Annotated in this window: 15 protein-coding genes; 4 read left to right on the top strand and 11 right to left on the bottom strand. The window is 63.5% G+C overall.

Annotated features, from left to right (window positions below; all coding sequences use genetic code 11):
• Positions 1–8 precede the first annotated feature (8 nt).
• Genes AC1DV9_RS03570 through AC1DV9_RS03560 form a run of 3 tightly spaced genes read right to left on the bottom strand, consistent with a single transcriptional unit; the run spans position 9 to position 2,666 of the window.
• Positions 9–1,232: an NAD(P)/FAD-dependent oxidoreductase gene (locus tag AC1DV9_RS03570; protein ID WP_477946244.1), complete on the bottom strand. Its 1,224-nt coding sequence runs from the start codon at positions 1,230–1,232 to the stop codon at positions 9–11.
• A 9-nt stretch (positions 1,233–1,241) separates the two neighbouring features.
• The gene (locus AC1DV9_RS03565) at positions 1,242–1,556 is read right to left on the bottom strand and encodes a MocE family 2Fe-2S type ferredoxin (RefSeq protein ID WP_477946242.1); all 315 of its coding nucleotides are present in this window, start codon (positions 1,554–1,556) and stop codon (positions 1,242–1,244) included.
• Positions 1,557–1,580: 24 nt separating this feature from the next.
• A complete protein-coding gene (locus AC1DV9_RS03560; protein ID WP_477946240.1) occupies positions 1,581–2,666 on the bottom strand; it encodes a fatty acid desaturase family protein in 1,086 nt (361 codons plus the stop codon).
• Between the two features lie 135 nt (positions 2,667–2,801).
• Between AC1DV9_RS03560 and AC1DV9_RS03555 the strand changes: the two genes are divergently transcribed.
• On the top strand, positions 2,802–3,830 hold the full coding sequence (locus AC1DV9_RS03555; protein ID WP_477946238.1) for a LacI family DNA-binding transcriptional regulator: 1,029 nt from the start codon (positions 2,802–2,804) through the stop codon (positions 3,828–3,830).
• 156 nt (positions 3,831–3,986) lie between these two features.
• A complete protein-coding gene (locus tag AC1DV9_RS03550) occupies positions 3,987–4,799 on the top strand; it encodes a TIM barrel protein (protein WP_477946236.1) in 813 nt (270 codons plus the stop codon).
• On the opposite strand, the gene cobM is transcribed toward AC1DV9_RS03550, so the two are convergent.
• On the bottom strand, positions 4,796–5,560 hold the full coding sequence (gene cobM, locus AC1DV9_RS03545) for a precorrin-4 C(11)-methyltransferase (protein ID WP_477946234.1): 765 nt from the start codon (positions 5,558–5,560) through the stop codon (positions 4,796–4,798). The two genes, AC1DV9_RS03550 and cobM, sit on opposite strands and share 4 nt — an antisense overlap.
• Positions 5,557–6,795 carry a precorrin-6y C5,15-methyltransferase (decarboxylating) subunit CbiE gene (cbiE, locus tag AC1DV9_RS03540; protein ID WP_477946233.1) on the bottom strand — a complete coding sequence of 413 codons (1,239 nt, stop codon included), beginning with the start codon at positions 6,793–6,795 and terminating at the stop codon, positions 5,557–5,559. Before cbiE ends, cobM begins: the two co-directional genes overlap by 4 nt.
• Here cbiE and AC1DV9_RS03535 point away from each other — a divergent pair.
• Positions 6,794–7,564 (top strand): cobalt-precorrin-6A reductase, encoded by a 771-nt coding sequence (locus tag AC1DV9_RS03535; protein WP_477946231.1) that lies wholly within the window; start codon positions 6,794–6,796, stop codon positions 7,562–7,564. The genes cbiE and AC1DV9_RS03535 overlap by 2 nt on opposite strands.
• Here AC1DV9_RS03535 and AC1DV9_RS03530 read toward each other — a convergent pair.
• Genes AC1DV9_RS03530 through AC1DV9_RS03505 form a run of 6 tightly spaced genes read right to left on the bottom strand, consistent with a single transcriptional unit; the run spans position 7,528 to position 12,304 of the window.
• On the bottom strand, positions 7,528–8,292 hold the full coding sequence (locus AC1DV9_RS03530; protein ID WP_477946229.1) for a precorrin-3B C(17)-methyltransferase: 765 nt from the start codon (positions 8,290–8,292) through the stop codon (positions 7,528–7,530). The two genes, AC1DV9_RS03535 and AC1DV9_RS03530, sit on opposite strands and share 37 nt — an antisense overlap.
• A complete protein-coding gene (locus tag AC1DV9_RS03525; protein ID WP_477946227.1) occupies positions 8,289–9,020 on the bottom strand; it encodes a precorrin-2 C(20)-methyltransferase in 732 nt (243 codons plus the stop codon). Before AC1DV9_RS03525 ends, AC1DV9_RS03530 begins: the two co-directional genes overlap by 4 nt.
• Positions 9,017–9,649: a precorrin-8X methylmutase gene (locus AC1DV9_RS03520; protein ID WP_112388891.1), complete on the bottom strand. Its 633-nt coding sequence runs from the start codon at positions 9,647–9,649 to the stop codon at positions 9,017–9,019. Before AC1DV9_RS03520 ends, AC1DV9_RS03525 begins: the two co-directional genes overlap by 4 nt.
• A 2-nt stretch (positions 9,650–9,651) precedes the next feature.
• Positions 9,652–10,995 (bottom strand): precorrin-3B synthase, encoded by a 1,344-nt coding sequence (cobG, locus tag AC1DV9_RS03515; RefSeq protein WP_477946225.1) that lies wholly within the window; start codon positions 10,993–10,995, stop codon positions 9,652–9,654.
• Between the two features lie 56 nt (positions 10,996–11,051).
• Entirely contained in the window at positions 11,052–11,810 is a 759-nt protein-coding gene (gene cobF, locus AC1DV9_RS03510) for a precorrin-6A synthase (deacetylating) (RefSeq protein WP_477946223.1), read from the bottom strand.
• Between the two features lie 14 nt (positions 11,811–11,824).
• Complete coding sequence (locus tag AC1DV9_RS03505) at positions 11,825–12,304, bottom strand: DUF2938 domain-containing protein (protein ID WP_477946221.1); 480 nt, start codon at positions 12,302–12,304, stop codon at positions 11,825–11,827.
• A gap of 153 nt (positions 12,305–12,457) precedes the next feature.
• Between AC1DV9_RS03505 and AC1DV9_RS03500 the strand changes: the two genes are divergently transcribed.
• A complete protein-coding gene (locus AC1DV9_RS03500) occupies positions 12,458–13,384 on the top strand; it encodes a dihydrodipicolinate synthase family protein (RefSeq protein ID WP_477946219.1) in 927 nt (308 codons plus the stop codon).
• Positions 13,385–13,475 lie beyond the last annotated feature (91 nt).

The raw sequence follows: 13,475 nt of genomic DNA, 5'->3' as shown, positions 1-13,475 counted from the left end.
TTCTCCATTCAGGCCGCGAGCAGCGACTTCAATTTGACATTCGTTGAGGTCAGGGCCCCCGGATCGGGATGGGCGCGCGCCGCAATCAGCATCTCCGCAAGACGGATGTCGCGGGCCACTGCGTTTCCGGTTCCAATGCCACTTGCCGCCAGCAAACGGCCGCCGACATCGAGATGGAAGAGGATGAAGGCGCCGTCGCCGAGATCGCGCCTCAGATGCGTCACTGCTCCATCGGAGAGGCCTGCAATCTGCAGCGTAAGATCGTACTGATCCGACCAGAACCACGGCACGGCGGAAACCGTCTCGCTGCCGCCCATCATATTGGCGGCGGCGAGGGTGCCCTGCTCCTGCGCATTGCGCCACGATTCGAGTCGCACGCGTTTACCGCCGTAAATTTCAAGGGGAAAAGAGCAGCAGTCTCCGGCAGCATAAATGCCCGGCCTGGAGGTCTGCAGATGGGTATCGACAGCGATACCGTTATCAACAGCAAGGCCTGCTTTTTCCGCCAGTTCGATATTCGGCCGGGCACCGATCCCAACAAGAATCAGGTCGGCTTCCAGCACCTCGCCCGCCATGCGGATGAAGGCATGTCCCTCCGCTTCGCCGATCGCTTCGATCGCCGCTTCGCAGCGCAGATCGATGCCTTCGTCCCGATGGCGCTCGGCGAGCGCATGGGCGATCTCCTCAGGCACGCCACGCTTCAACACCCGCTCAAGCCCCTCGACGAGGGTGACGCGCGCGCCGAGCTTGATCGCCGTTGCCGCCACCTCGAGGCCGATGAAACCGCCGCCGATAATGGCGATATGCCTGCCCGGCTGCATGACACCGCGCAGGGCGATCGCGTCCTGGTGCGTGCGCAGCGCCCGGATCCGCGCGCTCATCGCAGGCGCACCGGGAAACTCCCTGGCGCTGGCACCCGTCGCCAGCAGCAGCTTGTCGTAGGAGATCACCGCGCCATCGGAGAGCACCATATTCCGAGCTTCCGGATCGAGACTCTCCACCGAAATGCCCGTTAGCAGGTGGATATTCGCCGCCTCATAGCGTTCGGCAGCGGCGATCAATTTGGGCTCGATCGTTTCGCCGAGGCTCGCCTTCGATAGCGGCGGCCGCTCGTATGGCAGCAAGGTTTCGGTTCCGACAAGCGTGATGCTGCCGTCGAAACCCTTTTCGCGCAGCGCAAAGGCAGCGCGGGCGCCGCATTCTCCGGCCCCGACAATGACGAAATGAGACACGGGAGCCTCCTAGAGAGAGATGAAGACGGCGCCGCCTTCGACCTTGACCGGATAGGTCTTCAGGTTGACGCAGACGGGAGCTCCTTTGGCCTCGCCTGTCTTATAGCTGAAGCGGCCGTTATGTTTCGGACATTCAATGATGTCGTCCATCACCAGACCATCCGCGAGGTGAATGCGCTCGTGCGTGCAGAGCCCGTCCGTCGCAAAGAACTCGTCGTCGGGGCTGCGATAGACCGCGAAGGTTTTGCCGTCGTGATCGAAGCGGATGACATCCTCCTCATCGATATCATCGACCGCGCAGACTTCGATCCAGTTTCCGCTCATGTTCTTTCCTCCCAGATATATCGTTCATTGTGCTGCGGGGGCGAGCTCGCCGTGGAACTCCTCGCGATAGGGCCGTGCCGTCTGCGGCAGTTCGCGCTTCAGGAAATAGTCCTCGTTGCGCAGTTGGCGCAGGAAGGCCGGGATCATTTCCTTGTAGCCCGACCACATCGAGGCGTTCGGCGCAGGAAGATCGTGTTTGATCATCGCGTGCAGCTGCGGCAGCGCATGATAGGGCACCATCGGGAACATGTGATGCTCGACGTGATAGTTCATGTTCCAGTAGATGAAGCGGCTGATCGGGTTCATGTAGACGGTGCGGCTGTTCAGCCGGTGATCGATGACATTGTCGGCAAGGCCGCCATGCTGCAGCAGACCGGTCAGCACATGGTGCCATGCACCGTAGAGACGCGGCAGACCAATCAGCATCAAAGGCAGGAACGAGCCCAGATAGACCGCGAGCGCGATGGTCACGACATAGATCGCCAGCCAGATGCGCGCCACCTGGATCGTTTTCGGCTGTTCCATCTCCGGAATAAAGGTTTTCTCGGCCGCGCTGATGACACCGCAGGCGTTGCGCAGCATATCGATGACAGCATAACCGGCGTCGAGAATGCCGAAGAAATTGAGGATCAGCCGGAAGAGATCCGGCGGGCGCATCACAGCGATTTCAGGGTCGCGGCCGACGATGACGGTATCGGTGTGATGGCGCGTATGGCTCCAGCGCCAGGTCACCGGATTGCGCATGATCATGAAACAGGCGATCTGATAGACGGCGTCGTTCATCCAGCGCGTCTTGAATGCCGTGCCATGACCACACTCGTGCCAGCGGCTGTCCGACGCCGAACCGTAGAGCACGCCGTAGGCGAGGAAAAAGGGCACGCAGAGCCACGAGCCCCAGAAATAGATGCCGAGGCCGGCGAAGATCACCATGCTGCCGAGCCAGATGACCGTGTCGCGGATCGCTGCCGCATCGGAGCGCTGCATCAGCGCCTTCATCTCCTTGCGCGACACTTCGGTGTGATACCATTCGGCCGCGGCAAGCCCAGTCTCAACCGCCCGGCGGCTGCTCTCGCCCAGCAGGCTATAATCGCGTTTCATCGTCTCGGTCATTCTTGCCTCCCGCCGCTCCTTGGCTGCGATGAAGGTTAAGTTGACTTTGCGCCGGGCTCAATGCAGTCTTGATATATTCTATCAAAACGCATCACGACTGACTTTCATTCGTGATGGAATCCATCAGGAAGAACGATGCGCCGGCCAACCATTTCCGATCTTGCCCGCAGCTCCGGCGTCAGTGTCGCGACCGTCGATCGCGTGTTGAACGGCAGGCATAAGGTGCGCGAGGAGACGGCGCGCCGGGTCTATGACGCGGCGCAGTCGATCGGTTACCACGCGGTCGGCCTCATCCGGCAGCGGGTGTTCGAGGACCTGCCGCGCTATCAGCTGGCCTTTCTGCTGCAGAAGCCGATGCAATCCTTCTACCAGGCCTTTGCCCGCGAGATCGAGCTTGCGGCTGCGGCCTGCACCACGGCACGGCTGCAGGTTCAGATCGATTACCCCCCCGCCTCGACCCCTGCCGCCATCATCGAGAAGCTCAGGAGCCTGACGGCCCGTAATCAGGCGGTGGCCATGGTGGCGCCCGATTATCCGGCGGTGACGGCCGCCGTCGAGGAGCTGAAGCAGAAGGGTATTCCGGTTTTCACCGTCCTTTCCGACTTCGCGGAGGGCGTGCGCGCCGGCTATCTCGGCCTCGACAACCGCAAGGTCGGGCGCTCGGCAGCCTGGACGATCGCCCGCACGGCCCGGAAGCCCGGAAAGGTCGCCTGCTTCGTCGGCAGCCATCGCTTCCATGGCCACGAACTGCGCGAAATGGGCTTCCGCTCCTATTTCCGCGAGGAGGCGCCGGAATTCGATCTGCTCGAGACATTGATCAATCTCGATACGGTCGAGATCACCCACGAGGCGACGTCGACGTTGCTGCAGAAACATCCCGATCTTGCCGGCCTCTATGTCTGCGGCGGCGGCATGGAGGGGGCGATTGCGGCCATCCGCGAGGAGAAGCGCACCGGCGAAGTGGCGCTGATCGTCAACGAACTCGTTCCCGAGAGCAAGGAGGGCCTGATGGACGGCACGGTGACCATGGCGATCAGCACACCGCTGCCGGCACTTTGCCGCGAGCTGATCACCCAGATGACCACGGCAATCGAAACCGGGGAAGCGGGGAGCGCCGGCCAGACTTTTCTGCCGCTCGAGATCTACATCCCCGAGAATATCTAGAATGATGGAATTCCATCATTTCCGTTGAAATTCTATCAAAGATGATGGAGACGGACGACCTTCTGCCGCTAGCGGCGCTTCGAATTTCAGATAGAGATTCGATCGACCATTGATCCGCACTTGCGTACCGCAAGCGCGCCCCGGGAGGACCCACATATGACATCCATTCGCTACGCGCTGAACCATATGGCCGCGCCGAAACTTGGCATCGACGATTTCTTCGCGCTGGCAAAGAGCCTCGGCATCGATGCGGTTGAGATCCGTAACGACCTCGATGGAAACGCCATTCTCGACGGAACGCAGCCGTCCGCGATCAAGGCGGCGGCTGCGCGCCATGGCGTGACGATCATCTCGATCAACGCCCTGCAGCGCTTCAACGAGTGGAACGACACCCGCGCCGCCGAAGCCCGGGAACTCATCGACTACGCCACAGCATGCGGCGCCAAGGCACTGGTGCTGGTTCCGAAAAATGACGGCACCGGCCGCGAGGATGGCGCACGTCAGGCCAATCTGCGCCAGTCGCTCACCGCTCTGAAGCCGATGCTGGATGCAGCCGGGATCACCGGTCTCGTCGAGCCGCTCGGCTTCGAGATCTGCTCGCTGAGCTCGAAGACCGAGGCTGCCGAGGCGATCCGTGAACTCGGCGCCGAAGGCAGCTTCAAGCTGGTGCATGACACGTTCCATCATCACCTCGCCGGCGAGGCCGCGATCTTCCCTGATCTCACCGGGCTGATCCACATTTCCGGCGTCGACGACGCCAAGGTGACCGTATCGGACATGCGCGATCCGCACCGGGTTCTGGTGACGTCAGCCGATCGGCTCGACAATGCCGGTCAGGTACGTTCGCTGCTGCAGGCGGGATACACGGGTCCTTGCTCCTTCGAGCCCTTCTCCCCGGAAGTCCACGGCTTGCAGGACCCGGCTGCAGCGCTGCGCCAGAGCATGGATTACCTCGCGTCGGCGGTCTAGAGCGTTTCGCGGCCGCGGAAGCGGCGCTGGTAGGCCGGATCGTAGAGCGAGCTCTCACGAAAATCGCTTGCTGACAGGGACGGACCGGCGAAGATGATCGCCGTCCGTTCGATCGGTTCAGCGGCAACCTTCGCCTCGATATCGCCAAGCGTGCCGCGAATGATCCGCTCATCCGGCCAAGATGCCTTGACGACGATCGCAACCGGGCAATCGGCGCCATAAAGGGGCGTCAGCTCGGCCACGACCTGCGGCAAGGCATGGATCGCCAGGTGAATGGCGAGCGTCGAGCCCGTCGCCCCGAATTTCTCCAGCGTTTCGCCATTCGGCATCGGCGATGCGCGGCCGGAGACGCGCGTCAGCACAAGGCTCTGCGCAACCGCCGGGATCGTCAATTCACGGCCGAGCGCAGAGGCGGCGGCGGCAAAGGCCGGAACACCCGGCGTCATTGTGTAGCCGATACTATGCTTTTCCAGGCGGCGGATCTGCTCGGCGACAGCGCTCCAGACGGAGAGATCGCCGGAATGCAGGCGGGCGACATCTTCGCCCGCATCGGCAGCCCGAAGATATTCCGCCTCGATCTCGTCGAGCGACATCGGCGCGGTATCGACGATCCGGGCGCCGGGCGGGCAATATTGCAGCAGTTCCGGCGAGACGATCGATCCCGCATAGAGGCAGACCGGGCATTTCGCGATCAGATCGCGGCCGCGAACGGTGATGAGGTCGGCGGCACCTGGCCCGGCACCGATGAAATGTACGGTCATTCCTGATCCTTTATCCAGCGCCATTGCGTGACCGGCATAGCCGGGCGCCAGCCGCTCATCGTGCCGACAGCCGCTGCGCGGGAAATATCGAGGCGGGTGAGCGAGCCGCCGCGTTTTGCATATTCGGATAGCAGCAAGGCTTCCATCTCCAGCGTCACGGCATTGGCAACCAGTCGGCCGCCGGGCTTCAGGGCCGCGATCGCCGCTTCCAGGACACCCGGCTCGCTTCCGCCGCCGCCGATGAAGATCGCATCCGGTTCCGGCAGGCCGGCAAGGGCAGCCGGCGCCGCACCTTCGATAAGGGCCAGATGCGGCACGCCAAGCGCCGTTGCATTGCGCGCCGCGCGCGCGGCGCGTTCCGGCGACTGCTCGATGGCGATCGCTTTCAGCGACGGGTCACAGAGCATCCACTCGATGCCGACAGAGCCGGATCCGGCGCCGATATCCCACAACAATTCGCTATGGCGCGGCGCCAGCGCAGACAGCGTCACCGCGCGGATCTCGCGCTTGGTGATCTGGCCGTCATGCTCGAACAGCGCATCGTCAAGGCCGCTTGCAAAGGAGATGATGCGGGCAGCCTTGTCCGCCACGACCTCGATCGCGCAGACATTCAACGGATCGATACCCTCAAGCGCAAACTCGGCCGCGGTCGCCGCGCGGACACGCTCGCGCTCGCCGCCGAGGGCTTCCAGAACGGTCAGGCGCGAGCGGCCGAAGCCGATACCGGTCAGCAGCGCCGCGATGGCTGCCGGGCCATTCTCGTCGGAGGTCAGCGCAATGATCCGGCGCCCGTCGTGCAGATGGGGCAGGATTAGCTCGACCGGGCGGCCGTGAAGCGAGATTGCCGCGGCGTCCTGCAGCGGCCAGCCGAGCCGCGATGCGGCAAGACTGAATGCCGAAGGCGCCGGGATCACGCGCATCTCGCCAGCGCCGATGCGCCGGGACAGCGTTGCGCCGACGCCGTAGAGAAAGGGATCGCCCGATGCGAGAACGACGACGGGCGTGCCCCTATGCGCAACAATGTCTTCGACCGAGCGCTCGAACGGGCTCTGCCAGACCCGCCGCTCACCGGAGATCAAACCGTCCATCAGCGCGTGATGCCGCGCCCCGCCGTAAACCACCGGCGCGCCTGTGATCAGACGCTTTGCCTCTTCGCCCAGCCCATCTGGACCATCCTCGCCGATACCGATAATGGTCAGCCAGGGCTTTTCGGATCGGGATGGCAGATCAGACATGGCGGCATACCGGGTTCTGATTTTGGGCGGGACGAGCGAGGCGCGCGCGCTGGCGACCGCTCTTCGCGATCGTGACGGGCTCGATATCCTGCTGTCGCTGGCCGGAAGAACCGAAAAACCGTCCGAACAGCCGGTTTCTGTCCGCATCGGCGGATTCGGCGGCGCCGAAGGTCTCGCGGCATTCCTTGCCGAGGGAAAATTCGATCTGCTTGTCGACGCGACCCATCCGTTTGCCGCGCGCATCTCGGCAAATGCCGCCGAGGCTGCGCGGATATCCGGCGTTCCGGCCATTGCGCTGCGCCGTCCGCAGTGGCGCGAAGAGCCCGGCGACCGCTGGATCCAGCTCTCTACCATCCCGGCCGCAATTGCGGCGCTCGGCACAGTACCACGCCGCGTCTTTCTGGCTACCGGACGCCAGGAGGCGCATGCGGCCGAGGCGGCGGCGCAGCATTTCTATCTTGTCAGAAGCGTCGATCCGGTGACCCCGTCTTTGGCGCTGGGCTACGCTACCTTCATCCTCGATCGCGGCCCCTTCGTGCTCGATGCCGAACTGGCGCTTCTTCGGGAATATCGGATCGATGCGATCGTCGCCAAGAACAGTGGTGGTGACGCCACCTACGCCAAGATCGAGGCGGCGCGCATTCTTGGGATCGACGTCTTCATGATCGGCCGTGCCGCAGCGCCCGCAATCGAAACGGTCGAGACTCTCGCGGAGGCGCTGGCGGCGATCGATCACCGGCTTTCTCCGGCCATGAAGCGTGGCGTATAGACAAGATCGGATTTGCCGTCCCGGGCGATGATGCGGGTCTCCGGCGAGCCGATAATCACACAGGTTGCCATATCTGCAACCGCGGCGTCGGCGGTCGTGAGCGGCTGGACCACGATGCGCTCATCGGGCCTTCCGGCCGCGCGGCCGAAGATGACAGGCGTTGTACCGGGCAACTCCCGGCGCAACAGCTCGAAGGCCCGTCCGAGTTGCCAGGGCCGCGCCCTGCTGATCGGATTATAGAGTGCGATCACGAAGCCAGCCTGCGCCGCAAGCGCCAGCCGCTTTTCGATGATCTCCCAGGGTTTCAGATTGTCCGACAGCGAGATGGCACAGAAATCGTGGCCCAGCGGCGCGCCTGTGCGCGCAGCGACTGCCAGCATGGCAGTGATGCCGGGCAGAACGACGAGATCGACGGCGCGCCATGCGGGATCGCCCTTGTCGATCGCTTCGCAAAGAGCGGCAGCCATGGCAAAAACACCGGGATCGCCGCCGGAAACGACGCAGACCGTCCGTCCTTCGGCGGCCATCGTCAGCGCGGCCGCGGCACGATCCAGTTCTTCCCGATTGTCGGAGGCGTGGCGCGTCTGGTGCGGCTCATAGGATATGCGGTCGAGATAGGGACCATAGCCGAAGAAATCGGTCGAAACGGCAACGGCGCGTGCCGCTTCCGGGGTCATCTGGTCCGGATTGCCGGGACCCGTGCCGATCACATAGAGCCTGCCGCTCATCGGTTCGCCTCCCAGCCGGGCACGAGCACCAGCGAGAAATACGGCGCTTCGCCATCCGGCCGTTCGGCGAGCTTGATCATCGCCGCATTAGCCATCGTGCCGCGCTCGACATAGACCGCTTCGCGCAACCGGCCGGCTGCCTTCAGCGCCCGCCGGATCTTCGGCAAATTGCGGCCGACCTTCATGATGACGGCGGCTTGCGTGTCGGCCAGCCTGCGGGTCAGTTCCGCTTCCGCCATCGTGCCCGGAAGAACTGACAGCACGTCGTCGCCCTGGACGATCGGCATGCCCGCGACCGACCAGCAGCCGGACATGGCGGTAATGCCGGGGATCACCTCGGCCGGATAGCGATGCGCCAGCCGCACATGCAGATGCATGTAGGAACCATAAAACATCGGATCGCCCTCGCTGAGGACGGCGACGGTCTTTCCGGCATCGAGACGAGCGGCGACGGCTGCGGCCGACGCGTCGTAGAAGGCAGTGATCTGGCTCTGATAGGCCGTCTCGCCCTTATCGATTTCGGTGGTGACAGGATAATAGAGCGGCAGAAGCTCCGCGCTTGCGGAAATCAGATGCTGCACGATGGCACGCCCGTTTCCGCTGCGCCCCTGCTTGGCGAAATAGGCGATGACATCAGCCGCCTCGATCGCCTTGGCGGCCTTGATGGTCAGCAATTCCGGGTCGCCCGGTCCGGTGCCGACGCCGATCAGACGGCCGGGAGCGCTCATAGTCCGGGCCTCGCCAGCGCGTTGACCGCAGCCGCCGTCATTGCACTGCCACCAAGCCGGCCGCGCACGATCGCATAGGGCACGCCATAGGAATTCTCGGCCAGTGCATCCTTGGATTCCGCCGCGCCGACAAAGCCGACAGGCATGCCGAGGATGGCCGCAGGCTTCGGGCCGCCGTCACGAAGCAATTCCAGGAGATAAAAGAGGGCCGTCGGTGCATTGCCGATCGCGACGACGCTGCCCCCCAGCCGGTCGCGCCAGAGTTCGATCGCCGCTGCCGAGCGCGTGTTTCCCTTGGCTTTGGCTAGATCGGGCGTGCGCGGATCGCGCAACGTGCAGATCACCTCGTTGCCCGCCGGAAGCCGGGCGCGGGTAATGCCATGGGAGACCATTTCCGCATCGCAGAAAACCGGCGCGCCGGACTGCAGAGCCGCGCGGGCCGCCTGGACGAAACCGGGGGCGAAGTCGAAATGTGCAGCCGCTTCCACCAGCCCGCAGGCATGGATCATGCGGACCGCCACATCGGCCTCGTCAGGCGCAAATCGCGACAGATCGGCTTCGTTGCGGATGATCGCGAAAGAGCGCTCGTAGATCGCGTCTCCTTCGCGGATGTAATCGTAGTCTGGCATCCCTAGTCCTGTTGCAGCGCTTTCGCGATGGTGCTGGCGCCAAGCCGCTGAAGGCAGGCAGCCACCGTTTCTCCGGCCCGCCGTTCTGTTCCGGCAAGCTGGGCGAGCCTCTCTATAGCGGATTCGATCCCGCCGCCAGCAATCGTTGCATCCGGCGGGTCACCGGCCTTGCCGTTCAGGGAAAAGGCATAGGCATTTCCGCGTCCAGCGAACGTCAGTGCCGCCTGCGGATAGGCGCAGCCCTTTGCGCAGCCCGACAGATGCACCGTCAGAGATCCATCCAGCAAATCCGGGGCGGTATCTATGATCCGGGCGGCAAGCTTTCGCGTGTCGTAGAAACCCGATGCGCAGGCGCCCGCGCCGGCGCAGGCTGCGATATTGGCAGATGGATCGAGCGGGTCGGCGGTGAAACCGTAACTACCTGCGCGAACTGCGAGCGCCTCGGCGTCTGTCGCGACAAGGCCGGTGAGAAAAAGCTGCCGGTCGGGCGCCAGCCGGATCTCGAGTTCATCGGCAAGATCCGCCAGGAAGGCCGTCAGCGCATCTGCCCGCATCTGGCCCAATCGCGGACGCAGGCCGAGAACGGCCCTTCCATCCGGCAAGGCGAGAATGCCCGGCACCGGTGCGCGCGAAGGTGAAAGGGATATGGTCTGCGGAGCATCGCGAAAGGCCGTGCGCAACGTTTCGATATCGATATCGCGGGCACGGCTATGACGGCCGGTCGCGATCAGGATGTCGAGGATATACCCGACGGCAGCCACGACCCCGTCGACACCACCTGAAAACACAGGCCGCGCCATCCGCGTGGTGCCGCCGACTGTTACTAACCAGTTGTAATCCGCAAGCGCGACGATGCGGATATCGGCGCTCAGATGGTCAAGACAGAACCCGCCGCGGCCATCGACCAGGATAGCAAGCTTGGGCGCGATCTCGACTGATTGCAGTTTGCCGGCAAGAGTGCTGCGCAACTGCGCTTCCAGCGCAGCCGCATCGCCAAGTTCCGCGCTGTCTATGCCATGCAGCGGCGAAAGCTCGATTGCAGGGCCGGGCGGAACCACGATACCAGCGGCATCGATCGCCAAGGCGAGAGTGCCAACGCTATCGGGTCGCAAGCCGCGGACCTGCAGATTGCCGCGGGCGGTGATTTCAAGGATACCGTTGCCACAGGATGCCGCCGCACTTGCCAGCGCCTTGAGCTGTGCAACGGTCAGGGCACCGCCGGCCGGGCGCAGACGGACGAGCAGACCGTCACCGGTCTGCATCGGCGCGGCAAGCGTCGGGCAGGCGCCGCGGCGAAGCCCCGCAACCGCCGTTTCCTGCAATTGTCTGTTACCGGCCGCAGCCATGGCACACCCTTCCATCACCTGTCCTTACAGGATGACGGCGATCTCGGCAAAGCCGCTCACGCCTCGAAGTCGCGCCCCTTGCGCAGCAGATAGATATCCATGATCCATCCATGCCGCTCGCGCGCCGCGACACGCATTCTGACGATCTCGTCCGAAACGTCGCCAAGGCGGCCGGAATGGATGATTTCGTCGGCAGTGCCAAGATATGCCCCCCAGAAGATCTCCGCATCCGGATCGTCGATCTGCGAAAACGCCTGGATCCCGTCCAGCATCACGACGGTGCTGTCGGCAGTCAGTCCCTCGTCGGCAAGCCGACGCCCGGTGGTGATCTCGACCGGCTTGCCGACGAGATTGACCGGGATCTTGTGGCTGGCGGCAAGCGCCTGGATGCTGGTAATCCCCGGAATGACCGTCACCTCGAAGGCGATGCTGCCACGGATCCGCTCGAGGATGCGCAGGGTGCTGTCATAGAGGCTGGGATCGCCCCAGACCAGAAAGGCCGCGACTTCGTTTTCGCCGAGATCGCCGATCATCGAGGCATAAGTCGCAGCGATGGCCGCATGCCATTCATCGACACTCTGGACGTAACTCTTTCCCTCGGTCTGCCGCTGCGGCACGGCAAACTCGATCGTCTTCGTCTTTCCCGCATCGAGATAGCGCTCGCAGATCTCGCGGCGTACGCTCGCAAGCTCCTCCTTCTTCGCCCCCTTGGTGGGGATGAAGACGCAATCGGCACCCTTCATGGCATTGATCGCCTGAATGGTGACGTGGTCGGGATTGCCGGTCCCGATGCCGATGACGAAGATAGGCCTCATGACGCCTCCGGCCGCTAGCGGATCAGCAGCGCCGTTCCATAGAGCCCGATCGCAAAGACCGTGTGGGCAATCAGGTTCATGGCGCGTGCCTTGGCCGGGTTCGGCGTCTTCGACGCCGCCCAGCCGATGCCGAGACCGGGCTGCAGCAGGAACCAGCCGGCGCCAACGGTGACGATACCGAGAATCCAGGCCGGGATGAAGGTCGGTTCGGCAAGCCAGGCCGAGCCCATGATGATGGCGAGCGCCAGACCGTAGACGATGCCGGTGAGGTAATGGCCAATCCAGCCGAGCGCCAGTTCATGCTCGTAGGGCGCCGCATTGCCGATGCTGTCGTGAAACACCTTGCCGTTCTTGAGGTGGTAGAACCAGCGTCCGACCGGCGCCCAGTTGGCGGCGCTCTGCCCGAAGAAGCGGTGCAGAACGATCGCCCAGATGTCCATGAGAACGGTCGCACCGATGCCGATCACGATGCCGCGCCAGATGATATCGAACATGTGAGAATATCCAGATGTGAGAACCCTTACCGTCTTAGCGGCGCCGGGCCCGGCCTGCAACAGAGCCCGGCGTCATTGATGGAGCAAAACGGCTATTTCGGTTGATCGCCTTGGCCAGCCTACCTAAGCTCGCGCAAAACGAGGAGGATCCAGATGAAGCTCGACCATACTGCCAAGGGCGTTTACGCCATTGCCGCCACGCCATTTCATCCGGATGGACGGCTCGATACGGTCTCGGTCGATCGCCTGACGGATTTCTATCTCGAATGCGGCGTCACCGGCCTGACCATTCTCGGCATCATGGGCGAGGCGCCGAAGCTGGAACCGGAGGAATCGCTGGCGATCACCCGCCAGGTGGTCAGCCGCGCCGGCGTACCCATCATCGTCGGCGTCTCGGCGCCCGGTTTTGCGGCGATGCGTTCACTTGCGCGCGGCGTCATGGATCTCGGCGCCGCCGGCGTGATGATCGCCCCTCCACCGGCTTTGCGTACCGACGACCAGATCATCGGCTACTATGCACAGGCCGTCGAAGCGATCGGCGAGGACATTCCCTTCGTCATCCAGGACTATCCGTTGACGCTGACCGTGGTGATGACCCCTGGCGTCATCCAGAAGATCGTCAACAATCACGCCTCCTGCGTCATGCTCAAGCATGAGGACTGGCCGGGGCTGGAGAAGATTTCCAAGCTTCGAGCCGCACAGAAGGCCGGCGAGATGCGGGATATCTCCATTCTCTGCGGCAATGGCGGGCTGTTCCTCGATTTCGAGATGGAACGCGGCGCCGATGGCGCGATGACCGGCTATGCCTTCCCCGACATGCTGGCCGATGTCGTCCGCCTGCAGCAGGAAGGCAGGCGCGACGAGGCGCATGATCTTTTCGACGCCCATCTGCCGCTGGTGCGCTACGAACAGCAGCAGGGCGTCGGCCTTGCCGTGCGCAAATATGTGCTGCAGAAGCGCGGCGCGATCGCCAGCGACGCGCAGCGCAAGCCAGCGAGCGCCATCAGCGACAAGGCAAGAGCCGAGGTCGATTATCTCCTCTCGCGCCTCGCCAGATACGACAAGCGCGCCGCGTTTTAGGCCGTCACACCGCTTACACGCATCTCTGAACAAATTGACGCAGGCGGGTGCCGCCGATTGTGCGGAGCGAAAAGTGGAATATAGTGATTTC

The organism is Rhizobium sp. 01L410 (genome assembly GCF_056400165.1).
The sequence above is the reverse complement of the archived record's forward strand: the minus strand, read 5'-3'. Positions and strand labels throughout refer to the sequence as shown.